The organism is Shewanella sp. SM68, from assembly GCF_025653925.1.
GTDB lineage: Bacteria > Pseudomonadota > Gammaproteobacteria > Enterobacterales > Shewanellaceae > Shewanella > Shewanella oncorhynchi.
In genome coordinates this window covers 251,511-276,192 of record NZ_JAKKRU010000002.1, presented here as the reverse complement: position 1 = coordinate 276,192, position 24,682 = coordinate 251,511, and the positions used below count along the sequence as shown (strand labels likewise).

20 protein-coding genes are annotated in these 24,682 nt (G+C 46.4%); 6 read left to right on the top strand and 14 right to left on the bottom strand.

Annotated elements, in window-relative coordinates; genetic code table 11:
- Window positions 1-26: 26 nt before the first annotated feature.
- A complete protein-coding gene (locus tag L5M40_RS04315) occupies window positions 27-707 on the bottom strand; it encodes a TIGR00153 family protein (protein WP_105251552.1) in 681 nt (226 codons plus the stop codon).
- Window positions 708-938: 231 nt separating this feature from the next.
- On the opposite strand from L5M40_RS04315, the gene L5M40_RS04310 reads away from it, so the two are divergent.
- Window positions 939-2,435, top strand: coding sequence for an inorganic triphosphatase (locus L5M40_RS04310; protein WP_263175832.1), 1,497 nt, complete (start codon window positions 939-941; stop codon window positions 2,433-2,435).
- A gap of 83 nt (window positions 2,436-2,518) precedes the next feature.
- Here L5M40_RS04310 and L5M40_RS04305 read toward each other — a convergent pair whose 3' ends face one another.
- The 8 genes from L5M40_RS04305 to L5M40_RS04270 all read right to left on the bottom strand — a co-directional run bounded on the left by L5M40_RS04305 (window position 2,519) and on the right by L5M40_RS04270 (window position 9,553).
- Window positions 2,519-3,343 (bottom strand): ion transporter, encoded by an 825-nt coding sequence (locus L5M40_RS04305; RefSeq protein ID WP_105253058.1) that lies wholly within the window; start codon window positions 3,341-3,343, stop codon window positions 2,519-2,521.
- A gap of 155 nt (window positions 3,344-3,498) precedes the next feature.
- Window positions 3,499-3,828 carry a hypothetical protein gene (locus L5M40_RS04300; RefSeq protein ID WP_028761837.1) on the bottom strand — a complete coding sequence of 110 codons (330 nt, stop codon included), beginning with the start codon at window positions 3,826-3,828 and terminating at the stop codon, window positions 3,499-3,501.
- Window positions 3,829-3,929: 101 nt separating this feature from the next.
- The gene (locus L5M40_RS04295) at window positions 3,930-4,583 is read right to left on the bottom strand and encodes a DUF4178 domain-containing protein (RefSeq protein WP_263142678.1); all 654 of its coding nucleotides are present in this window, start codon (window positions 4,581-4,583) and stop codon (window positions 3,930-3,932) included.
- Between the two features lie 163 nt (window positions 4,584-4,746).
- Window positions 4,747-5,436: a PspA/IM30 family protein gene (locus tag L5M40_RS04290; protein ID WP_028761835.1), complete on the bottom strand. Its 690-nt coding sequence runs from the start codon at window positions 5,434-5,436 to the stop codon at window positions 4,747-4,749.
- 11 nt (window positions 5,437-5,447) lie between these two features.
- Entirely contained in the window at window positions 5,448-5,861 is a 414-nt protein-coding gene (locus tag L5M40_RS04285; protein ID WP_105251554.1) for a YjfI family protein, read from the bottom strand.
- A 78-nt stretch (window positions 5,862-5,939) separates the two neighbouring features.
- The gene (locus L5M40_RS04280) at window positions 5,940-7,664 is read right to left on the bottom strand and encodes a polyamine aminopropyltransferase (protein ID WP_219233820.1); all 1,725 of its coding nucleotides are present in this window, start codon (window positions 7,662-7,664) and stop codon (window positions 5,940-5,942) included.
- A gap of 4 nt (window positions 7,665-7,668) precedes the next feature.
- Window positions 7,669-8,568 carry a DUF350 domain-containing protein gene (locus tag L5M40_RS04275; protein WP_113939026.1) on the bottom strand — a complete coding sequence of 300 codons (900 nt, stop codon included), beginning with the start codon at window positions 8,566-8,568 and terminating at the stop codon, window positions 7,669-7,671.
- 13 nt (window positions 8,569-8,581) lie between these two features.
- A complete protein-coding gene (locus tag L5M40_RS04270) occupies window positions 8,582-9,553 on the bottom strand; it encodes a hypothetical protein (RefSeq protein ID WP_263256273.1) in 972 nt (323 codons plus the stop codon).
- A 238-nt stretch (window positions 9,554-9,791) separates the two neighbouring features.
- Here L5M40_RS04270 and glnE point away from each other — a divergent pair, with 238 nt between their 5' ends.
- Both glnE and L5M40_RS04260 read left to right on the top strand, forming a co-directional pair.
- The gene (glnE, locus tag L5M40_RS04265) at window positions 9,792-12,647 is read left to right on the top strand and encodes a bifunctional [glutamate--ammonia ligase]-adenylyl-L-tyrosine phosphorylase/[glutamate--ammonia-ligase] adenylyltransferase (RefSeq protein WP_263175830.1); all 2,856 of its coding nucleotides are present in this window, start codon (window positions 9,792-9,794) and stop codon (window positions 12,645-12,647) included.
- 104 nt (window positions 12,648-12,751) lie between these two features.
- Complete coding sequence (locus tag L5M40_RS04260; RefSeq protein ID WP_263175829.1) at window positions 12,752-13,723, top strand: sensor domain-containing diguanylate cyclase; 972 nt, start codon at window positions 12,752-12,754, stop codon at window positions 13,721-13,723.
- Between the two features lie 78 nt (window positions 13,724-13,801).
- Here L5M40_RS04260 and L5M40_RS04255 read toward each other — a convergent pair whose 3' ends face one another.
- On the bottom strand, window positions 13,802-14,761 hold the full coding sequence (locus tag L5M40_RS04255; protein ID WP_263175828.1) for a sodium-dependent bicarbonate transport family permease: 960 nt from the start codon (window positions 14,759-14,761) through the stop codon (window positions 13,802-13,804).
- Window positions 14,762-14,899: 138 nt separating this feature from the next.
- Between L5M40_RS04255 and L5M40_RS04250 the strand changes: the two genes are divergently transcribed.
- Complete coding sequence (locus L5M40_RS04250) at window positions 14,900-15,898, top strand: LysR family transcriptional regulator (RefSeq protein ID WP_173242949.1); 999 nt, start codon at window positions 14,900-14,902, stop codon at window positions 15,896-15,898.
- 124 nt (window positions 15,899-16,022) lie between these two features.
- Here the strand turns inward: L5M40_RS04250 and L5M40_RS04245 are convergent, their stop codons facing one another.
- Window positions 16,023-17,648 carry a methyl-accepting chemotaxis protein gene (locus tag L5M40_RS04245; RefSeq protein WP_263256271.1) on the bottom strand — a complete coding sequence of 542 codons (1,626 nt, stop codon included), beginning with the start codon at window positions 17,646-17,648 and terminating at the stop codon, window positions 16,023-16,025.
- A 586-nt stretch (window positions 17,649-18,234) separates the two neighbouring features.
- The gene (gene zapE, locus L5M40_RS04240) at window positions 18,235-19,521 is read right to left on the bottom strand and encodes a cell division protein ZapE (RefSeq protein ID WP_263256269.1); all 1,287 of its coding nucleotides are present in this window, start codon (window positions 19,519-19,521) and stop codon (window positions 18,235-18,237) included.
- Window positions 19,522-19,802: 281 nt separating this feature from the next.
- On the opposite strand from zapE, the gene L5M40_RS04235 reads away from it, so the two are divergent.
- Complete coding sequence (locus L5M40_RS04235) at window positions 19,803-20,600, top strand: polymer-forming cytoskeletal protein (RefSeq protein WP_263175824.1); 798 nt, start codon at window positions 19,803-19,805, stop codon at window positions 20,598-20,600.
- Window positions 20,601-20,644: 44 nt separating this feature from the next.
- Here L5M40_RS04235 and L5M40_RS04230 read toward each other — a convergent pair whose 3' ends face one another.
- Together L5M40_RS04230 and L5M40_RS04225 are read right to left on the bottom strand one after the other, a co-directional pair.
- Window positions 20,645-22,213 (bottom strand): M16 family metallopeptidase, encoded by a 1,569-nt coding sequence (locus L5M40_RS04230; protein WP_263175823.1) that lies wholly within the window; start codon window positions 22,211-22,213, stop codon window positions 20,645-20,647.
- Entirely contained in the window at window positions 22,210-23,628 is a 1,419-nt protein-coding gene (locus L5M40_RS04225; protein ID WP_263175822.1) for a M16 family metallopeptidase, read from the bottom strand. Before L5M40_RS04225 ends, L5M40_RS04230 begins: the two co-directional genes overlap by 4 nt.
- 216 nt (window positions 23,629-23,844) lie before the next feature.
- Between L5M40_RS04225 and L5M40_RS04220 the strand changes: the two genes are divergently transcribed.
- Window positions 23,845-24,672, top strand: a complete 828-nt coding sequence (locus tag L5M40_RS04220; protein ID WP_105251567.1) for a M14 family metallocarboxypeptidase — start codon at window positions 23,845-23,847, stop codon at window positions 24,670-24,672.
- The last annotated feature ends 10 nt before the right edge of the window (window positions 24,673-24,682 follow it).

The following is a 24,682-nucleotide window of genomic DNA, read 5'->3' as shown; positions in this document are numbered from 1 at the left end:
ATTGATACCTTGATAACCTTAATTTGTTAAACGCGAGCCAGCATAAGCTCAAGACGCGAACCGACGCGTTCGGCAAGATCTGCAAGACCACCGACCCATTCAATCGTTTTGTAGAGGAACATCACATCGACAGGATTCAATTCAGATTCCATAGCGAATAACTGACGGCGTAACTGAATTTGTAGATCGTCAGTATCTTCTTCGATGATATCGAGTTCGTTGATCATTTTTGCCACTAAGTCGACTTCACGGCCACGGAAACCTGTTTCTAACAGATCTTCGAGTTCATTAATGACTTGTTTTGCTAGTGCTACCGCATCGATACAGCGTTGTAGATAAGCAATAAATGGGACTTGCATGACCTGAGGGATTAACAGCTGACGGCCGATAACACGACCGGAAATATCTTTGGCTTTGTTGGCTATCTTGTCTTGTTGAGTTAAAAGTTCCAATAAATCTGTACGTTCTACTGGCATAAATAAACCGCTTGGCAGAGTCAGACGGATTTCACGCTTCAGTGAATCTGCTTGCTTCTCGGCTAAACTAATTTGCTTACGTAATTGAACTGCACTGTCCCAGTTACCTGTGATAGTGGCTTCGAAAAAGGGGACGAGTAACGATGCGCAATCGTGTACTTTGTCCATGTGCTCTTGAAGAGGCTTAATTGGCGATTTTGCAAACACGCCCAAAATAGAGTTTACTGGCATTGCCGTTTACCTATTTAGATTGTTCCATTATTGGAAAAAGCGGGCGCATGTTAACCTATGCGTCCGCGTATTGAAACTGTGTTTTTTCAGAAAAAACGACAGGTTTATTCTAACGGGTTATATACCAACTGCAAAACCAAATCCTACGGGATTTTTATGACACATTTGTGACATTATGAACTAAAGATGACGCATCGATGAATATTTGATGACAAAGTGAGCGGTTACGCAATGAATGCTGAGATTGAATTAAAACTGTTTTTCCTGCCGATATATCAAGAATCCCTGATAAATAAGTTAGATAGTCTCGATAATGCCGTACCTCAAGGTCAACGTCGTTTGGCGAATGGTTACTTCGACACCCCTGACTTGCAATTACGTCAGTGGGACATGGGATTGCGGGTGCGCGGTTACGATGCGCACCGAGAGCAGACCATAAAAACCGCAGGACAAGTCGTGGGCGGCATTCATTCGCGGCCCGAATACAATGTGACTATCCAATCCGATAGCCCAGACTTAAGTCTATTTCCTACCAGCATTTGGCCCGTTGATGCCGATTTAGCGGCAACTCAAGCTCAGTTAACTTGTATATTTCACACCGATTTTCATCGTCGCGCTTGGCATGTTCAGATTGATAACAGCGTGGTCGAAGTGGCGTTAGACATAGGTGAAATCACCGCCAATGGCCAGCAAGAAGCCCTGTGTGAGCTCGAGTTTGAACTCCTCAGTGGCGGTACTGAGGCGCTACTTAAGCTGGCGATGCAAGTGGCGAGCGTGGTGCCCGTGCGTTTAGGTAAGGCCAGTAAAGCGCAGCGGGGCTATCGATTGGCGGGCAAGGCTAAGCCGCTCGATTTAAAAGCATTGGAATTTCTGCCACTGGCCGAGTCACACGATTCTTCTTCACAGGATTTAAGTGCAAACTGCCAAATCCTGCTTGAAACCGCCCTTGAGCGCTGGCAATTATTAGAGAGCATGATTGCAGAGGAAAGCGACCCTGAAGCCTGTGTTGCACTATGGTGGCGGATGCGCGCCTGTATTCGTTTGCTGCGCATGACCTTAAATCAGTTCGAATTATTGAATGTGACACTGTCTAGCCAATTTATGCTGATTGAAAAGCAGCTCGATTTTATTGAGCAGGCACAGGCGTTGACCGCTTTGCTTGGTAGCCAAAGAGGCTTATTTGCTAAACTTGGCCAACATGCCCAAGTTAAGGCGCGACTTCTGGCGCAACTGACAGAGATTAATCTGACGGAACGCTTACTCTCCCTATGGCAACAGACCGAATATGGTCAATTACAGCTGGCTATTGTTGAACTGTTGCTAAAGATCAGTGCTGGTGAAGTGGACATCACCCATCAGCCTGGTTTACGCCAGCATGCCGATCGTGCTCAGCAAGCTTCTTGGGTGGCGATAATTGAGGTCATGCCACTCAATAGCGTCATGACAGCGGCGAATTATCTACAAGTGGCCACAGTGTTGGATGCGAGCATTCTTGTGGGTCATGCCTACGGCAGTTTATATGAGGCGAAATCACGGGACGCATTTCGTGCACCTTGGCAAGATCTCGCGCTTGGGATTAAAACTTTAGCTTGTTATCGCGCCTTACAGGATGCGAGTCGGGAGTTAGATATCAATTTAGCTGAGTGGCTGGAAGACAAGCAGCAGAGTTTGTTGTTTGCTATGGAATCGACACGCCGTAACGCGATGCAACAGCAGGTCTACTGGTAGTATTACTTTTTATCGCTGATAAACGGAAAAGGCTCAATCTAAAATAGATTGAGCCTTTTCATTAGTCCGTTTTCGCAACAAAGTCAGCTATTTTTTGTTTCGATAGCCTGCTTAAGTTCCGCAATTTGAGCCAGCATTTGCGCTTGATTTTGTTCTATTTTTTGTTGGTTCTCTTCCATTCTCGCTAAGGCTAATTCAAGCTCTGATTTGATTTCGGCTTTATGCGCATCTTGGCGTTCTTGGCGTTCAGATTCATCTGGCGCGACAAATACCGATGCCATATAACCTGAAATCACCCCAAAAAAACTCACACCGCTGACAATGACCACGCCACCTATGATGTGGCCTGCTGTGCTTACAGGATAATAATCGCCGTAGCCGACGGTAGAGATAGTGACTAATGCCCACCAAATCGCTTGCTCAGCGGTCTGGATATTGGCGCCTTCGGTGCCGCTTTCGACGATGAGCATAATGACGGAAGCTAATGTTAGAATCGTCACCATAGCAACCAGTAAACTGGCTAAGGTGGCTTGTTTACGTTGTTTTACCAGTGGGAGCAGCAGTGAGCGACTCATGCGGATCAGGCGTATTACCCGTAGGATTTGAAAAAGCCGTGCCATACGTAGGGCTTCAATCGCCGGAATACTGGCAATAAAATCAATCCAATGGTGTTTAATGAAAAAGCGTTTATCGCGAGCACGGATCAACCCAACAAAGAAGTTGATCATAAAAATCATGCAAATACTGGTATCGACAAAGAAGAGCAAGCGGTAGGTTTCGCTATCTAGGCGGCCGAAGGTCATGACAAGTACTATGATCACCGACAGCAAGGACAATAGCATCATCGCCATTTCGAATGGAGAAGGAGTGCCAAGGGTGCGAAGCGACCATGGGGTTTTATCTGTCATGCCAAACATGATCCCTGTTAAGTGCGGCGAATATCACTACTAAAGTAAAAGACTTTAGGCTGTGAGTAAATTGACTGAGTTAATAAAAGGGCTATATATCGATTAATCGCGCCAGCCAATGGTAAGAAGGGTTGGCGCTTGAGATCTGCGTTGCTTTAGGTTTCATCAACAAAGTGGACTAAATCGTCGAGTACACGGCGTTTAATTTCTAGCTGTGAATCGGCACTTAAACCATATTTCTCTGCCAGTTGCACATAGTCATCTGCATTGAGTGACACGGTAAGGCGCGGACGCGTTGGCCGTTTCGATACGCTAAGACCTAAAATAGTGCGAATTTGATCAGAAGGGCTAACGCCTGCATCTAACGCGGCTTTACGAATAGAGTATTGAAATTTTTCATCGAGATCGAAGGCAACCTGTGTCGCCTTAGCGGCTTGTTGGTTCTTTAACCATTGCTCGGGCAGAGGGTGTTTGGTTTTACTCATGGCGTATTACCTATTGCTATCAACCGTTTCTAGCGCTTATCTGTGAGATTGTATTGGGATTATTGATAAAGTGCGAGCACGCACTTTATCTTATTTTTGTGTTATTTCGCCGGCCAGTATTCCCGAATATCCGTTAGCGGGCGATATAGGGTCAAGACGACATCTGTATCACCCCCTTCGTAGACTTCCACTTCGACGGCGCAGCTTTCATTGTCATCAAGTAATAAATAGTACTCAAAGGGCTCACCTGTGGCGCCATTGGCATCCTGTGGCGGCTTTTGGCCACGATAATCCTGACGATGGAAATAGCCAAAAGCGGCAAAAGTCACTTGGTGGTATTGTTTTCCAAGCCATTGTTCAAGTTGTTCAGCTAAGTCGGCCGGTAATACTTGCGTAGTTAACTCGGCATGACCCGGTTCCTCGAACAGGGCGCTGAATTGCTCGAGATTGAATAATTGCTCCACTTGGGCGCGGGAAACCTTCATCGAAAAGGCGAGATAGGTTTCGTCGTCTTCTTCAATGCTCAAAAAGAGAGTATCGCTACCATGTCCCTTGAGTAACCACTCGGAGTGTTGTTTACGTTCCGACTCGTAAGTATGTACGGCTTCGACTCTTAATTGTTGACCACGGAGTTGTGGTGGCAGGGCAAAACTATCATCAATTGAGATCATGTCGCCGACATTGAGCTGGGACGGGTGATTGAGCTCGCGCTGTGGCGGGGCTTTCTTACCAAAAATACTATTGAAAAATCCCATAGTGACTCCTGCTGACTATGCTCGCGTGCGGCCTCATATTGATTGGCTGCGGATATTCACGGGCAATAGTGATCATTTTTATTTAATGAGGATGAAACAAAAAATGCCGAGGTCAGTAGGGGGTGATGATCCCACTGAGACTCGGCATTCGGTCAATCATTGCTTAGCTTTTACGTGCTTTGATTCGATCTAGCACTGCATTTGCGTTTGACTTTTGCTCACCAATACCCGCTTCGGCTAGTTTGGCTTGCAACGACTTATCACTGTTTTCATCGGCTAAGGTTTCAGCCGCTTTTAAACGGTCGTCAAATTGTTGCTGACGTGCCTTGATACGTTCTAGTGAATCTTTAGCGTTCAGCAGCTTAGAGTTGCTAGACGCGAACGAGTCAGTAATGGTTGCCGTCGCTTTTTGGACGCTTTCGGTGGTTTTAACCATGCTCAACTGACGTTGATAATCAGACAATTGGCGTTCGGTTTTCTTCACTAAGTCTTTCAAGCGTGCAGCATGGGCGCTAAAGCTGTCGTTGGCGCTTTGTTGCTCAGACAACTCTTGGTCTAACTGAGCAATCTTTTCAGCAATTTCAATCGCTAAGGCTTCATTACCTTTGTCCAATGCTTGAGTTGCATAACCTTCGTGTTCTGCAATCGAACGTTTCAGACGGTCAATTTCACGGCTGGCTTGCATTTCTTTTGCCATGACATCGGTCAGTTCACGTTTAGCATTGGTTAAATGCTTTTCTGCATCACGGATTTCCTGTTCGAAAATACGGGTTGAGTTTGCGTCAACGATGCTTTGGCCAACTTCGGTGGCACCACCGCGAAACGCTGTTAAAATTTTATTCAGAATGCCCATTTTGTGGCTCCTTATTTCAGATAGTCGACCAATTCATCAATAACTTCTAAACAGTTATCAGATAAAACCGCTAATTCTTGCTCGATTTCGAGCATGCTAGATTGTAGTGATAGCGCACCGTAAACCACGTATTTGTCATCAATTTTTGCAAAAGCTGACAAGGGCATTGGAATGTTGAGCTCTAGCATGGTTTCAAACATTTCACTGCGACGTTCTTGATTTACTTCGTTCTCGCCCCACAGGTAGCTGATGCAAAGTACTTGGTTGTCCGTTACCGATACAAATACCGGGATTTCTTCACGGCCGACCACATTCACTTGCAACACTTCGACTTCACCATCGATTGGATAACAATCAAATTGAAAGCCAGTTTGGCTGTTGTTGCCAAGACTGTTGAGGTGATTGGCAATGGTATGGATATTCATATTTGTCCTTATTGACATATTATGTCTGTGTTCAAAGATAGCACTGAGACATAATATGTCAAGTACTATCTCATACTATTAAAAAAGATCCAGTCCTTGATTCTCGGACCAATCTTGCAAATGGTAGTGATACAGCTGCAATGAACCCAATTCATTGGGTTTTATGTTGGCGGCATCTTGATAAAAATTGGCTGGAAACTCAAAGGCGCCATCCACTAAACCTAAAGTGAGCCAATCATCTTTGATGGGCAACTCAGTTAACTTCGCTAATCTGTGTTGTGCATCGAGTCCGCCTAAGGTTGCAATACTCCAGCCCCATTCGCCAAAACTGGGCACATTATGATGGTACTGCTTGACGTCAAATCCCGCCAATGCCAAGGTTTTTGCTACCGAAATAAAGGCCTTAGGGGCATGGTAAGGCGATGTCGACTGTACAGTCAGAGCGCCATCACTGCTCATAAGTTCCTTTAATTTACGGTAGAAATAGTCCGAATACAGCTTATTAAGATCGGGATGGCTCGGATCAGGCAAGTCTACGATAATCGCATCGTATTTCACGCCTGTGGCAATCAGTTTATCGACACCATTAAATGCATCGTCGTTGATCACTGTGACACGGGGATCATTCAGTGCATTGCCATTGAGCGCCAACATAGCGCGACTGAGACTATCGGGCATATCTGTATCGGGCGATTTAAATAATTGCACTAGGCCCACATCGAGATCGAGCAGCGTGACTTGTTCAGGTTCCCAGCGCAGTACTTGTTTTAGACCGAGTCCATCACCGCCGCCAATGATCAGCACCTTGTTGTGACGGGCACTGGCCGCGAGCGTAGGATGAACGAGAAACGTATGGTAGATGTGCTCGTCTATGCTAGAAAATTGTAAGCGACCATTGATGTATAAAGCATAAACGGGCGGTAGACCGTTACCGCGCAACCGCTCGGTGAAGGTCAGCTGTTGGAAACGTGTCGCCTTGGCGTAAACCACTTTGTCTTTATAGAGCAAATTATTGAATTCTTGCTCCCAGCGTGGGCCGTGGATTGCTAATACGAGTAAGACGCCAGTCACGATAAAATGCCCACTCAAAAGCAGTTTAGGGCGGCGGATTTTAGGCCAGAATCGCCAGATAAACACAAAACCTGCCAATAGATTGAAACTGGCGGTTAAGGCGGCGGCGAGTTGGATATCGATGGCGAGCATAAAGCCAACCCAAATGGCGGCACCTATGCCTGCGCCTATGTAATCAGCTCCGTAAATGGTGCCCGCGTTATGCAGTAAATGCTCGTCGGAAAGGGATTGGCGAACCCTAGCAATCAGCGGGATTTCCATACCAATCATCAGGCCCAATAACACACCCCACACATAGGGTAAGTATTCGCTGAGTTTTTGCAGCGAGCCTATCATGCCACCTTCGGGCAGTTGATCTGGCGGTAAACCTAAGGTATTAGCAATGATCAATGGCAGTTGTTGACCAAAACCAATCACCGCTGCTGTGATTAAAATGGCGAGTGAGCCACAGAGTGCAACTGTGAGTTCTAAAATCACAAAACCGGTAAAGGCATCACGGATCTTACGGGCGGCGAAGGCACCTAGCCCCATGGAGACAATCATTAAGCCTATCATGGTGTAAATGGCGGCTTCTAATGCGCCTAAAATGCGGCCCGCATAGTGGGATAAAAGATATTCGTAGATCAGGCCGCAACCTGCTAATACGGCCATAATGCCCAGTAAGAGAACATCGTCGAACCAACCTAGGCGGCTAGGTTTAGCCGCCGAGGGAGTTAAGCTAATTTCTTGCATTCGATTAAGCCATCAGTGCCGTAAGAATAAGTGCGATAGCGATACTGATCGCCATTTCTACTGCGGCGATACCGATATTGTGTTGTCTTTCCACTTCATCGGCTAAATCGATACGGGCTAATACCAGTTTCTTCACGACGAACAGCAGTAAGGAGAGTGCGATCAGCATAATGACTGAGAACACTAACCAACCGATCACGTTAGTCACATAAGCCGTTGGATTATAAATAATAAAGTGACTGGCGGCATTAAAGCTCAGTGCCATAGCAATCATATAACCCGCGTGGCGTAGCGCTAACGCTGTATGACCTTGGGCTAAGGCTTGCTGCATAGACGAGTCTTGGTTGCGGCTTGCGAAACGGTTTTCACGCCAGCGCGTGAGTAGCACTAACATCAACTGCGAAATCGCAAAGGCGCTGAAGATGGCAATGAAGGTATCGACAGTTAAATCTTCTGCCCACAGCAAGACAGAGCGAATGATAATGGCGGTAGCAATAGCAACGCTGGCATCGACGATAGCGACGGACACATTACCTTTGATGATTTGCTCGTTCTTATCAAACTCATTTAGCGCTATTTTATCGTGGAGAAAACGGCCGAGTTTAATCAGTACTAAACCGAATAAACCATAGCAGCTCATGCCAATCGCTTCGGTAAGATAAGAGTGTGCCGCAGCGCCTGTGATAGCGCCTGTAAGCACTATGCCTAGGGCGGCAACTGCGCCAGCGGTACTAATGCCAAAGGCAAAGTTATCCCGCTCTGCCAGCTCCTTACTGCTATTGACCTTTACACTCCAACCTTGCAAATAACGCATTAGCGTTAGCAAAATCACGGCTATGGTGAGATCGATAGCCAGAATGATGGCTAGCTCTGGTGTGATACCGAAATCCTGAAATAATGTCATTGGAAATCCTTAGTTACTTGCCCCGGCGCACACTGCGGGTCGTGCGATTACTGGAATTGCGGAAACTGCTGTCTTTAGCATAGTTAGATCGAAACTTACTGTTCGAACTCTTGCTCGCACTTGTCGTGCTGGCCTTAGGTGCGCTGGTACTTTCACGGGATAACGCCGTGCCACCAGTTCGCGGCTTAGCATAAGGGCTGTCAAAGCGCTTGCCTTGTGAGTCGAAACGTTTTTTCGTTTGTTCGAAAGTCTTATTTTGCGCATCCGCTTGTTTGGGTGAGGTATAGCGATAACGACCTACGTCATTGTAATAGCTATAACCACGGTTACCCGACCAACGATCGTAGGAAACTGGGCGATTGAAAACATTCGAAAACATCGAATACATGCCATACCAAGCCCAAAACGAAGTGCCGCTTGAGTCGGTTTGCCAGTTGCCGTAAGAGGGATTACCAACTAATTGACTGCCTGGACCAAAATCTTCACCGCCATTGGCTAATGTTGCAGCCTCACGGCTAATCGCATTCACGCGAGCCAGTTTGCCGTCGGACATATCGGCGACCACGTTGACGGGATCAGACAACATATCGTTAAACAGACTGGGATCTGCGGCTTGATAAAGATTTTCCGCTTCGTCCAGCTGTTGATCGAGATCAGCAAAGTTACTCGCCACTTTCGATTCATCTAAACGACGTTTCAGCGAGGTATACATGGGACCTTGGGTGCCAGAATCCTTTGCTAATTCATCGAGTAAGGGTGCTAAATCGGGTTTCTGTTGCTTTAGCAGTGTCGTGTATTGTTTTAAGAGATTAGCGTTACGCAACTGGCCGTCATCGATCATCGTCGTGAGCGTAGCGAGACGTTGCTGTGTGAGTTGTTGATACTTCGCGATTTTATCCGGTCTGTCATCGCCACAACCCGTCAGCGATAGCGAAACGGCTAAAAAAAGTATCGATGTGAGAACACGGGTTAGCATTCCTGCCATGTTTTCTCCAAAAGGTAATGAAATAAAACTCAAATACTTGCAGGCAATAATAATCCTCTTGCCCAATATGCCTGCCGCGCAGGTTATAGTACCCTTAAATGCCACAGATAAAAGTGTAAACCTTTATTTGTGTGTTACATCAGGTAGCTGCAAGTCTCGTCGAACATAACATGATGTGGCGTCAATCTATATCATTTACGACATAATATGTCGATAGCTAAATTTGTTAGGGATTATTATGACCATGCAAAAAGACAGTAATAAGTCATTGTCTATTCTTATTAATCAAACCGCTGAACGCAATTGGCTGCGATTAGAGGAAGCATGGTCCGAAGGACTTGCGCAATTAACGCCTGCTCAGCAGCAAGAACTCAAAACGGTTTTGGGACTCAGTGATTATGTAGCGGCTCAACTATGCCGACATCCCGAGTGGATCGCTATGCTGTTTGCGGGCGAGTTAAGCCTGATTGATCGTAAAAACTTTGATGTTGATTTACATGAAGAACTGGCTAGCACGACCACCGAGGAGATGGCTAAAACCACCCTGCGACGGTTTCGTAACTATCAAATGGTGCGTTTAGCTTGGCGTGACTTTTTAGACTATGCCAGTTTAGAGGAATCCTTGCTTGATCTGTCGGCGCTCGCCGAAGCGTTAGTAATCTGCGCCCGCGATTGGCTCTATAAAGATATGTGCGCTCAATATGGCGCGCCGATGGACAAAGAAGGGAATCCGCAACCGCTACTGATTTTAGGTATGGGTAAGTTAGGCGGCCGCGAGCTTAATTTCTCCTCCGATATCGATTTGATTTTCACGTTTCCTGAGCATGGCGAAACCGTCGGCGGTCGTCGCAGTTTAGACAATCAACAATTCTTTATCCGCATGGGGCAAAGGCTAGTGAACTTGCTCGATCAAGTTACCGTCGATGGTTTCGTGTTCCGCGTGGATATGCGTTTGCGTCCCTACGGTGAAAGTGGCCCCTTGGTGGTGAGTTTTAGTGGTCTTGAGGATTATTACCAAGAACAAGGGCGAGACTGGGAGCGTTATGCCATGGTCAAGGCTCGTGCGCTCGGGCCTTGGAACCATTTCTCCGATGAACTACACAGCCTCCTGAGACCCTTTGTGTATCGCCGTTATATTGACTTTTCGGCAATAGAATCCCTGCGGAAAATGAAGCAACTCATCGCGCAAGAAGTGCGGCGCCGTCATTTGACCGACAATATTAAACTCGGTGCAGGCGGTATTCGTGAGGTCGAGTTCGTGGTGCAAAGTTTTCAATTGATCCGTGGCGGCCGTGAGCCTGCGTTGCGTCAGCAGAGTTTATTCGGTGCTATCGATACGCTTTACAGCTTAGGGCAGTTTGAATATTTGGCGGTGGATGAGCTTAAACACAGTTATTTACTGCTGCGCCGGGTTGAGAATCTGCTGCAAGCCATTGACGATAAACAAACCCAAACCTTACCGAATAATCCACTCGATTGGGCGCGATTGTGCCATGTACTCGATATGGCCAATGAGGTTGATTTACGCACTCATATTGAAGCGGCAATGAGCAAAATCCATCGTCATTTTAAAGCCACTGTGGGTGGCGAAGAAGGCGAAGAAAAAGCCGAACATTGGACGGCGCAGCTGTGGAATATGCAAGACCTTGATGATGGCATTACGTTGTTGGCCGAACAGCAAATTGATGATGACAAGCTGTGCCCTATGCTTAGCAGCTGGCGCGAAACAGTGACTAAGCGTTCCATTGGACCACGCGGGCGAGAAACCTTAGATAAATTAATGCCAAGATTATTGGAAGAATTGATTCATCAACAGAGTCCATCGTTAGCTTTTGAGCCCGTGTCTAAGGTGCTGGAGCAAATTTTAACTCGCACCACTTACCTTGAGCTTTTATGTGAAAACCCAGGCGCACGGCAACAGTTAGTGAGCTTGTGCTGCGCCAGTCCTTGGATTGCCGCGCAGTTGGCTAAATTTCCCATGTTGCTCGATGAGCTTATCGATCCGTCGCAGCTTTATGACACGACCTCCATCGACGATTATCCGAGCGAGCTGCGTCAGTACATGATGCGCGTGCCCGAGGATGATATGGAGCAGCAGATGGAAGCGCTGCGACAATTTAAGCTTTCACAACAACTTAAAATCGCCGCCGCCGATGTCACGGGTGTTTTACCCGTGATGCAAGTGAGCGATCACTTAACTTTTTTAGCCGAAGCTATTATCGAACAAGTGGTGATGCAGGCGTGGCAACAGGTTTCAGTGCGCCATGGGGTGCCCGCTCACCTTGAGGGCAGTGACACAGGCTTTGCCGTTGTCGGTTATGGCAAGCTCGGCGGGATTGAATTGGGTTACGGCTCCGATCTCGATTTAGTTTTCTTGTGTGAAAATAAAACAGAGAACGGCCTGACCAATGGTGATCGCCCGATTGAAGTTGGTCATTTTTACCTCAAACTTGCCCAGCGCATTCTGCATTTATTCTCGACTCGCACCACTTCGGGGGAGTTGTATGAAGTGGATATGCGCCTGCGTCCTTCTGGCGCCTCGGGTTTGATGGTCAGTGAGATTGAGCGTTTTGGCGAATACCAAGCTAATGAGGCGTGGACTTGGGAACATCAAGCTTTAGTTCGCTCGCGTTTTGTTTTTGGTGACAATAGCTTAGCGGTTAAATTCAGCCATATTCGCGCTTCAGTATTGGAAAAGCCCCGTGATAAAGCTGAGCTGCAAAAAGCGGTACGTGAGATGCGTCAGAAGATGCGCGATCACTTGCTTAAAGTCAGTGATGGCATGTTTGATTTAAAGCAGAGTCCAGGCGGGATTGCCGATATTGAGTTTATTGCCCAGTACTTAGTGCTGGCTAATGCCCACAAGTATCCAGAGCTAACGATTTGGTCCGACAATGTGCGGATTTTTGGTGTGTTAGCTGAGCTTGAACTTTTGCCAATGATGAGTGCCCAGCATTTAACTCAGACCTATTGCTTACTACGGGATGAAAATCATCGACTTACTCTGCAACAAAAGGCGGGGCAGTTACCAGTGTCAGAGGTAGAAGACCATGCTGAGCGGGTGTTAAACATTTATCGTGCTGTGCTCGAATAGTGCAGTCTTTAAGGGGATTAAGGCTGATACGAATTTCAGCCTTAACACCGCAAGAATACACCATTTAGGCTAGAGTTTAATGAGAGCAGTTCGCTGAGAGTGCCATGCAATTACCTACAATTCCTGAAAACGAGCTGCAACGCTTGGCCACGTTACGGGCACTTAATGTGCTCGACACCGATGCCGAGGAACGTTTCGATCGTATCACTCGGCTCACGCGCAGAATTTTCTCTTTGCCGATTTGTGTTGTGACCTTAGTGGATGCCGAGCGGCAGTGGTTTAAATCTCGTCAAGGACTAGAGGTGACTGAAACACCAAGGGAAATTTCATTTTGTGGCCATGCGATCAATCAAGACGATATTTTTATCGTAAACGACGCCCTCAAAGATCCGTGCTTTAGTGACAATCCACTGGTGACCGAGCAGCCGCATATTCGCTTCTACGCTGGCTATCCCTTAACCATTCATAGGCAATATCGGGTAGGGACCTTGTGTTTAATCGGCACTGAACCGCGGGATTTTACGGCTGAAGACATTGAAACCTTAACGGATTTAGGACAAATGGTAGAGGCTGAATTACTCTCTATCGCGCAAAATACCTTAGATCCCTTGACGGCTATTTCGAATCGACGTGGTTTTGAATTACTGGCCCATCAGTCACTGGCGAGTTGTCGACGTACCGAATCTGAGGCGGCCTTACTCTTCTTCGATCTCGATTTCTTTAAGGAAGTGAATGACAACTTTGGTCACCTCAAGGGCGACCAAGTGTTATACGATTTTGCCCATATCTTGATGACCGCTTTTAGGGAGTCGGATGTGATTGCAAGGCTTGGCGGTGATGAGTTTGTGGTGCTATTAAGTTTTGTGCATAGAGATACAGTCGATCGAGTGATTGAGCGTTTTAAGCAATTACTTGAGCAATATAATCAACAGCATCCTAAGCAACATAGCTTGGCGACCAGCATAGGTATCGCCCATTGGACGCCAGATTCTGATGTGAGCTTAGAGGATCTGTTAGATTCCGCCGATAAAGCCATGTATCAGGATAAAGCCGCGCACCACAGTGATGCGCCTTAAATGATGTGTGCTTAAGCAAGAAGAAAAGGGAGACAATAATGTCTCCCTTTTTATTAATTTTTATTCGGCGAAGAAGTACTAAGCTGTAATGAGCGTTACCCAATGTTGATATAAGGGTAAGCCAATTAATACGTTAACCGGAAATGTGATCCCGAGTGAGGCTAGCATAGCCAGACCTATATTGGCTTCGGGGATTGCGGCACGAATGGCCGCTGGCGCTGCGATATAAGATGCGCTGGCACTTAATGCTGCTAACACTAAAATGCTGCCTGAAGGTAAGTCCAGCCAAACACCTACACCAATACCACACCAAGCCAATACAAAGGGCGTTACGGCGGCGAACACTAATAAGCGCCATTGTTTCAGTGGTAGCGGCAAACACACTTTAGCCGTTACTAAGCCCATTTCCAGTAAAAATAATGCCAGTAAAGTTTTGAATCCGCCGAGTAGCACAGGTGTAAGCGGTGCAAGTCCCGTTGGGCCGTAAAGCCAACCTATCACCACACCGCCAAGGAGTAATACAACGCCGCGGCTGGTTAAGGCTTCGTGCAATACGCTTGATTGATTTTCATTTTTGGGTGATGTTTCAATTGCTTTTTTGGCACTTAAGTATCTGTGTAGCCAGAGCATCACGACGATCGCCGGCAGTTCCAGCAGCACGAGATACAGGGTCGTTTCTGGCCTTAAGATCAGCCCAGATTTTTCAACCATAGCCATCACCACCGCAAAGGTTCCCGCACTGACGGAGCCGTAATGGGCGGCAATACTAATGGCATCGGTATGGCCAATGCGAACCAGCCGGGTTAGTACAGGGTATAAGGCCAAGGGGATAATCAAACCTAAGGCAACAACAGCTAACAGCTCAGTGAACACTAAGTTTTGAGTGTGACCGTGGAGCGCCATTCCGCCCTTTAAACCTAAGGTAAGCATTAACAGTATGGATAGGGTTTCGTAGATCGCGGGTGGGACTTTAAGATCTGATTTCACTAGGCCAGCTAACAGGCCTAAGGCGAAAAAGGCAATGACAATATCGGGCATTGGTATCTCATTAAGTTTGACTTTTAAGCGGTGCAAAACGCGCTTGTTTGTCGGGTGATCCTGATGGCTGGTGATTTTGGACCTAATTGGTTATATTGAAAAATAAATTGTTTACCACCTAGGTATAGATAATTGTCTATGGATAAGCGTTCGTCATCGACTCAGCTTAAATTGCGGCATTTGAGTTTTCGGTTACTGCAGGTGTATGTGCAAGTGGTGCGGTTAGGTAATATTTCCGCAGCGGCGAGGGCATTGCATTTAACTCAACCCACAGTGTCATTACAGCTTAAAAAACTGGCCGATGTGTTGGGCGAGCCATTACTCGAGAGTCGTGATGGCCGCATGTTACCGACCTTGATTGGTAATGAGTTGTACCGCGCAGCCTGCGATACCTTGAGTCGTTTTGAGGATTTCGATGCTTTTATGCAGCAGGCTAAAGGTGGCAGTGTCGGTCACATTAATATCGGTATTGTCACTACCGCAAAATACGTGTTACCACGGATTTTAGGGGCATTTTATCGGCAGTTTCCACAGGTTAAAGTGACCTTAAATATTGGTAACCGTGCCCATGTATTAGGCAGATTTGAACGTCAAGAAGATGATTTATACCTGTTCAGTCATCCTCCAAGTGGCGATAACGTGTTATCTGCACGCATCATCAAAAATCCGCTGCAACTGATTGCACCAAAGGAGCATTGGGCTGTGGGTCGTGAACAAGTGAATTTTAACGAGCTTAAAAATGAGCGTTTTATCGTTCGCGAACCGGGGTCAGCCACCCGCTTAATGTTCGAGTCTTGGTGCAGCGGCCAAGGCATCACGCTCGGTGACACTATGCAAATCGAGAGTAATGAGGCGATACGCTTGAGCGTCGCGTCGGGCTTAGGTTTGTCGGTGATTTCGGCGCATACCTTGCAAGAAGGGCGCGAAAAACCTGCAATTCTAACTGTTACGGGGTTTCCGCTCGAAAGTAACTGGTATCTAGTTGGCCGTAAAGATCGCCGTTTGCCCTATGCCGCCATGCAACTGGTGGACTTTATGGCGGCGCATTTGGTCGAGTGTATCGAGCCAGAATGGGTTGCCACTGATATCAGTGAACTGGCTATGCACTTTAATCATGCACCGCAAACTCGGTCCTAGCACTCTTGAGTCTTGCTTGTATTATGGAATGCTTTATTAAACTAGATCATAGCGTTATGCATTGAGGGTAACGGTTTAACACATCTTGTGCCATTACCCTCTGATTCCATTATAAAGTGATACTCTAGACTTTAAATCGCGTCAGTAGATTGTTCAGTTCAACGGCGAGTCTTGAGAGTTCATGTGCCGAGGCACTGGTTTGCTGTGCCCCCGCAGCACTTTGGCTGGCAAGATCACTAATATTCACAATGTTTTTATCGACCTCACGTGCGACTTTCGCTTGCTCTTCGGCGGCGCTTGCAATGACCATGTTGCTGTTATTCATCGTACTGATTTGGCGATTAATCGTGTTTAATGCATCCCCTGCCAATCTTGCGACTGAGAGTGCCTGTTCAGCCTTTTGGCCGCTGTGCTGCATCGATTGCACAGCCGTTTCGGTGCCGCGCTGGATTTTGTTAATCATGTCTTCAATTTCACGGGTCGAGGACTGAGTGCGATGGGCTAGGGCACGAACTTCATCAGCAACAACCGCAAAACCACGGCCTGTATCGCCCGCTCGCGCCGCTTCAATGGCTGCGTTTAAGGCCAGTAAATTTGTTTGCTCAGCAATGGCGCGGATCACATCGAGAACTTTACCTATATCCCTCGCTTGAATCGCTAAGGTTTGAACAACCTGTGAACTTTGCGTCACATCCTGATTCATGTCGATAATGGCTGCGACTGTCTGATCTACCTGTTTTTTACCTAATTCGGTACTGCGGGCGGTTTCTTCAGAGGCTTCTGAAGCGAGCACCGCCGTATTGGCCACTTCATCTACTGCCGAACTCATTTCGGTAATAGCTGTTGCCGCTTGCTGTATTTCATCATTTTGTTGCTGTATGCCGCGGGAAGCATCTTCAGTGACTGAATTGAGTTCTTCGGCGGCGGAGGCGAGCTGGCTAGAGGAGTTTGCTATATGGGATAAAGTGTCGCGCAGGTTTTGCTGCATTTCAGCTAATGATTGCATCAGTTGACTGGTTTCATCTTTACCCTCTGTGCTGATTTTCTGCGTTAAATCCCCCCTTGCGACTGCCACTGAAATGCCTACAGCTTCCTTCATTGGCTGCACGATACTGCGAGTTAAAAATATTGCCACTACAAATGCAGCGATTAAGGAGCCCACTATCATAATGCTGTTTAGCCATTTACTCTCGTCGTAGGCTTGTGCAGTTATTTGACCTTGTTCCTTTGCATATTCAGTATTCAAGCTGCCAATGCTAATGAGCGTCTTTGTCATTTTTTCGGCTTGCACTATCATGACATCATCCATGATCCGTTTAGCTTCGGCTGCATCATTCGCCTGTAGCTTGCTGATCATCTCATCTTGATGCTTTAAATACAGATCAAGGCTGCCACTAAATTCTTGATAGAGCTCCTGCTCACCTGGCAGGCTAATTAAAGGCTCATAGTTTTTTTGATCCGTTTTAATACTCTGGCGGATTTGCCTTAATGTATCGAGTCCTTTGTTAAGTTCTGCTGCCGAATTTGCTAATAACAGGCGAAATGTAAACACCCTAGCGCGCATCACATTGAGGTTGATGCTCGACAGACTGACCAGCGTAGGTAGGGTATTATCTTCAATTTCTTCTGCAGTGGATCGCATGGATGACATTGTCTGTAATGACATGATTCCTTGAAGTAGCAACACAAGAGCAAGTAATCCAAACGCAGCAATTAATCGTGAGCCAATCTTAAATTGTCGTAACCACATAAGTTAATCGTCCCTGTATTTAAAAGAGTTCCGTTTAAGGCTGTTCTTAATATTTTCTAGCGAATACTTCGAACTAAGTGTCATGGCGCTTATTCAGAATCATGAGTCTTTAGTTGATTGCATAAACTATAGATTATATTTTTGAGCTTTTATGTTGCAGGTTGTAAATTTGATCGATTTAAACCTATAGGCTGTAAATTAGAACAATTGAAACTAAGTTACACCGTACCTTAAAACTCAAGGTTAGCAACAGCTAGAAGCAAATTGAACGTAATGAGTCATTTGGTTGTGTGGATTGAATCGATTATGGAGGATGGGTTTTATATTTTATGTATTTGATTTTTAATTATTATAATAGTTTTTACTGTACTAGTTTGTCTATGATTGCAGATTTTCAATTTAGGTACTTATTCATTCATCTTTCTAGGCTTGTATCTGCAAATAGCGTATTTGACTTGTTATATTCTTAATACATGAATTATCTTGTCACTAATTGTTCCTCGAATTTTTATCGTGATGGTTAACTTCTCGCTTATCAATATTAGGCTTTTGGTCTAACTCAACAGAGCGATAAATCGCTAATGTTTTACGGCCATTCACTTCGACTCATTGCTATTAATCGACTGTAGGTGCGGTGGAATTCAAAACTGAGTGCGCCACCTTGATAGAGTTCACTCAGTGGCACGTCGCAGCTGAGATATAAGCTGACATTTTGATCATATAACTCATCAATTAAGCTGATAAAACGCCGTGCTGGGTCGTCGTTGGCCGCATAGGAGAGTTTGCGCTCGCCCGTGGCTGCAGCTTGGTTATCACCTGTACCGTCCTCTGTACCGCGGGCACGGATCCAGCTTTTTACTTCGCCGCCTAATTTGGGAACGCCGCTCACCATTAAGATCTTAAATCGGCTGGCGATTTCGATATAATCGAGTTGAGATCTCGGGCCGTCACACAGGGCATGAAAGTCGAACCAAGCGACTGAGTTGCCTGTTGGTGCTATAGCGGCGCGGATCACTGGAATTTCACGGTTGCAGATGGTGAGGCTAGCATTACTCATTCTGCTATCACTAATGCCAATAGCGCTCATACTGAGTGTATTTGGCGTTAACCTATTCACTAGCTTATCAAAAATCTGCTCAAAATCGAGTGTTCCGGTAATGCCGATATTGCGGGAAATCGAGGCGTTCACTTCAGCGCTATCAATGCCAATCTCGTTGTTTAATGAAGCATTGATGGCGTGCATCCTATGGTCTTGGTTGCCATTGAGATGCAGCATTTGAGTGTGTGTTTGCAGCAGTTGGATGCAAGGTAAAAATCTGTGCCTAGCTAGGCCGTTCTCATATAAGCGCTCAATAGGAATATTTGAGGTGGCGACCAGCACCACACCTTGTTTGAATAGGCATTCAAAGAGCCCAGCGAGTATCATGGCATCGCCAATGTCCGAGACAAAAAACTCATCGAAACACAGCACCTTGCACTCTTTTGCGAGATTTTTAGCTATGAGAGTTAACGGATCTCGTTTACCCGAATGTTCGCGTAATGCTTGGTGTATCCGTGCCATAAATCGGTGAAAATGCAGTCTTAACTTGCCTTCACTCGGCAAGCAATCGAAAAACAAATCCATCAGAAACGTTTTGCCCCGACCCACATCGCCCCACAGATACAGACCTTTGATTGCTTGTTTGTTGATAAGGGAAAACTGTGCTGAATGTGGCTGTAGCATCAACTGCTTAAATAGCACATCAAGCGCCAACACCGCCTGTTGCTGCGCGGGATCGTCAATGAGATCTATGCTCACCTTGGCGCGATACGCTTCAAGTGGTGTCACGATTGGGGTTATCGATTGCGAGCTAGCGGAGTTTGAATGTGCCATGTCGGGGTCTCGTTGGCGGTTTGTTTTCGGTGTTTGCTGCTAGTGTGTTCTTTAGCTTTGTTTTAGTGCGATATCAACACTCACCTTTTTGAGGCATCCTGTTACTCATATTCAGGTACTCGGGAGCCATATGGCAAGATGCTCAGGGTAACATAGTCGCTGGCGTGACTTAAGTCCCGCTCTGGGGCTTAGGTTAAATACTAAGCGAAACCAGTGCTTTATTCTCGAGGACTTTTACCATAACATCTTTGTCACAAAAATAATGATATGGAATGAATCCTATGGCGAGTAAGGGCAATGGCATTACGGTTATCAATGCGCAAACCTTGATTGAGGGCGACATTCAGTTAGAGAGCGCGGCATTCATTGCGGGTAAATTGCAGGGCAAGATTAGATCAGCAGGACAAATTAAGATCGAACTTGGCGGCGAGATCTCTGGTGAAGTCAGTTGTCATGAGCTGCGGGTTTGTGGCGTATTTCGCGGAAGAGTCTGTTGTAATAAGTTGATTATTACCAGTTCTGGTGTGGTTGACGGTGAAGTCGCCAGTCATCAGATGGAGATTTACGAAGGTGGGCAGTTTATTGGTCAGCGTATTAAAGGTCCTGAACTCGATGCCTTGCCGGACATGCTACAAGCACTCGCGCCAATAGCTCAACGCTCGGATGCGCATTTATATGCCAGTGAAAGCACTTTACTAAGAGGTGATAATCTGGCGATTCGCCCTTGGCTGTATGTTGCAGTGGCAACTGTCGTCATAGCGTTAGGTTTTAGTTTTGGACCCGAGCAATTGCGTGAGTGGTTACCGAATCTTAGTGACAGCACGTTGAAAACTGAGGTGTCTCCGGCAATCGAGGGGCTTAAGGACGTAAATGGTATGGCTCCTGATCAACCTGCTACGCCAAATAGCGCGAATGCCGACAATATGGTGGTATTACCGGCTGATGCTCCTGATACGCAGATCATACAGCAGGATTCGGCGATGGAAGATTTACAACAAATGGAACAAGGCCATGAACAGATGACGCAGGGTGATAATGGCGCACCGCCTGCCAGCGACAATGCAACCAATAAGCTCTAATCTGTCGATCGCGCATTTGAATCTTTTAGAAGGATTATTTGGCTTTAGTTGTTAGTTCGGCCAACCTTGACCCTTTCAAACTGCCACTCTGGTAGCTTGGTTTTTAAGTCAGGAAGAATTCGAGCAACATCGCCCCGCAAAATAATCAATGGCTCACCGCTAAAAGCCCCGTTGGCTAACTGTTGTAGCCTCTCAGGCGTCAGAGCCTGCAACTCTGTATTCAGCTTTTGCACATCAACTTGAGTTAATCCTATCGCGACTTGGTGGATATATTGGTTTTCACGTTGAATGCTGTTGTCTTGGCTGAGCAAATCTTCACCGATCAAATAGGTTTTAAGTGCATCGATTTCACCTTGGCTAACACCTTGCGTCTTAACGAGTGTTAGGTGATCGAGTATCCCCACCACAAACGCGCCCGTATGTTCTATGGCTGTACTGCCATAAAACTTAATACTGCTGGAGAGCGGTGCATTGGCACACTGGCCGTAGATGCCATAGGTGAGGCCGCGTTTTTCCCGTAGATCATAGTAGAGTCTGCCCGAAAAACTGCGGCCCATGAGTGCGGATAAACTGCGACAGCTTAAGGCGACTTCCTGTGGGTTCAGTTGCTGCTGCTGAGTTGATGCATCACTTAGGACATGATCTATGGCATAACCTAGGCGGACTTGGGTTTGCACGCTGCCCGGCGCATCAATAAGGTAAATCCGCTTGATTTGCTGAGGCTTTACTGTCTCTAGTTTATCCACTTTCGGCACTGAATTAGGCAATATTGGCCACAGTTTAAGGCTAGCCTGAAGGTCAAATTTAGCGTTATTTGCCAAAGAGTTGGGTAGAAAAAGATGCCACTGTGCTTGTGTTACCGCCTGTTGTTGGATTTGTTGCAGTTGCCTTAGGCTGAGCGAATCGAACAATGTATTATTATTGATCACTCTATTGTAGGGATGTTTAGGGCCGAGCAGTTTATCGCGCCACACTTTATCTATCTCGGCGCCACTAAAGGCGTTTAAGTGTTTATTGAGCTTGAGTTGACGGCGAATATTGTCGACATCGACGGGGGCGGTTGTCGCATCAACAAAGGCATCTGGCTGCCAAAATTGCAGTAGTAAGCCGTAGATATGGTTAACATCGTCGGGGCAAGTGAGGCTTAAATTAATGCTGTGCAAGCTGACACGCATACTGAAAGTCTCAAGACAGGGATCTGCGCGGCTAATGGCAAGTGCGCGGGCCTTTTCTTGAAAGGCAATCTGTAAAATATCAGGATTATTGAAGGGAACTTGCGGGCTCACTGCCGCTAAACTGACCCTGTTGCTCACACTGCTATTCATTTGAACTGAGGCAAGGCGATGTAACTGATAGGGTAAATCCAATTCGGTATGGACTTCATCGGTAAAAATTTCATCCGTTACGGGGATAATGATGCCGCTTTTGGGTAAATGATTGTTCAAAGAGCTAGGCAAAGAATGGGCTAAAGAGTTTGGCGTTTCAAAATGGGCCAAACTCGGCGGTTCGCTCGGCGTGAAGACGATTTGCGTCTGCTGGCAGGCGTTTAGTGATAAAGCCACAGCGCAGAACATTAAGCCTTGTAGCTGCTTTGACATTGTCTGAGTCGTCATAATACCGCATCCTCTAAACTGTCACTCATATCGTTAGGCAGCCATTCCAGTAGCGTTTTACCCCAGCGAATATACCAAGGTGGCAGTAGGTCGACTCGGACATAATCTTGGTTGAAATACCGTTTTGCGACGCTTTGGATATCGTCGGCCGTGACTGCGTTGATCCGTTGCCATTGCGCGGTAAAGGGATGGTCTTTATCTTGAGCCGACGTTGCGGAAAGCTTGGTAGCTAAGGCCTGGGTGTCATCCAGTTGTTGTAATTGATTGTTTAACCACACTTGTTTAAGTGTGCAAAGACTTGCTTCATCCAGAGCATCTTGCTGCGTTTGTGCCACAAGTCCCAACACTTTTTGCACTAAGGCATCGAGTGAGGTCCGTGCCCGTGGAACCAAGACGATATTCGCTATGCCGTGATTTTCTAACTCAAAGGGCAGGGAATAGCTGAGCATTTGTTCGGGATTATGCAGACTGAGTTTAGCGAGTGCACTGGCGGTGTTTTGAAATAAATAGCCTTCTAGCAGCCGAATTGCCGCAGCATCGGGGTGATCTTTACCTACGGTATGCCAAGCGAGCAGTAATCCGGGCCAAGGTCCGCGCTCATCCACTAACTCAGCATGTACTTGTTTAGGCTGGATTGTTAACTCAGAAAATTCAGGTTCAGCAATTGTTGGCCTAGACCAAGCCGCAAAATTTTGCTCAATCCATTGTCGGGTTTGTGTGCTTAGTTTGCCGACAAGGGAAAGCTGCATCGCATCGGGGCGATAATAAGCACGGTGAAAGGCTGTTAGGTTTTCTGGTGTGGCTTGCAAGATATCTTCGCGACTGCCAATAATACCGTGACCGTAGGGAGTGCCTTTTACTTGCTCGAGTAAAAACGCCATCGCGCTGCGGATATAGGGCTGATTATCTATGGTTTGTGCCATTTCCTGCAGTACGGTTTCCTGCTGATTTTTAACCGTAGTGGCGTTAAGGCTAGGGCGGATAAAGCGATCGGCTTCGAGATATAAGCCCAGTTCTAATGCTTGGTTTGGCAGCGTCACATAGTAGTTGGTGTAGTCAAAATGCGTGCTGGCATTAAAACGTGCACCTAAAGCACTGAACTGCTGAGCATAGGTATCGCCGGGGGCATTTTCACTCCCTTTAAACAACATGTGCTCAAACAGATGGGCGTAACCGCTCTGACCTTGGGCTTCGTTGCGGGCGCCTAAATTAAATTGGCTGGCGACTGTGACTGTTTGTTTATCTGCCATGGGCAGTAATCGCACTGTTAGGCCATTTTGTAGCGTATAGGTCTCTATATTCGCTTCGAGCGCATATAAGGCTTGCGCATCTTGCTCGGCGCGGCATTGGGCCTGTAGCGTATGACTGAAAACACTGGCCGACAGGGCGATAAAAAAGGTGATTTGAGTGTTCATAAGTGCGTCCTGCCGAGCTTATTTTTTAATTCGTTAAATGTCTTACTCAAGCTGGATACCATTAACGACAGGCAATTGATACATTCGCAGGTATCGATACAGATTGCACCACTGTCGACGACTGCTCGGATTTCATCGAAATCAGTTGAATAGCATTCAGTTTTTGAAAAGAACTGCTATGATGGCACAGTTCTTTTTCTGGCATAAGTACAAGATATGGTAAGCAGATCTCCGTTCGAATCCTTTCAGTGGAAAAGCGATATTTTTAACTGTGAAAGCACTGATATTGATAATTTCTATCTGCTGCTTGAGCAGGAAATGACCCGTTTGGGCATGGTTGAGAAAACATTGGGTGAAGTGGGTAAATACGATGTTAGCTTGTATCAGTCACCGGCCGCTAAGTCAGGCTTACCTTCTTTATTGATCAGCACAGGATTTCATGGCGAAGAATCTGCAGGCCCATGGGGTTTGTTGCATTTTTTGAGTGAAGCTTCAGCAGACCTATTTGAACGGGTGAACTTGAGTTTATTGCCTCTCGTCAATCCTACTGGATTCAGTCGTGGTCATAGATTTAATAAATACGGCGAAAACCCAAATCGTGGTTTTGTATTTGAGAACGGTAAACCTAAAGCGAATGAACATACATCGGTTGAAGGTAAGTTATTGTTAGAACACGCACAGTTACTGCTTGCTGCGAGTCGAGACGGTATTTTAACTTGCCATGAAGATGTCTTGAGTCGTGAAGCCTATGTGTATTCTTTTGAGCCAAGCCAAGTGCCAGGACGTTTTAGTCTCGATCTGCGCGATACTTTAGGTGGTTATTTCCCGATTGCGGTAGACGGTGAGATTGATGGGTGTCCTGTTAAGGATGGTTTGATCTTCAATCATTTTGATACGTCTTTTGAAGCTTGTTTAGTACGAAGTGGTGCTCGTGTCGGTGCTTGTACTGAAACGCCTGCGTTGCAAAACTTCGATCAACGCGTATTAGCAAACAGTGCTGCTATGACTCACTTCTTGGCCCTGTGTGCACCTTTATGTGATTGATATGTTAGTC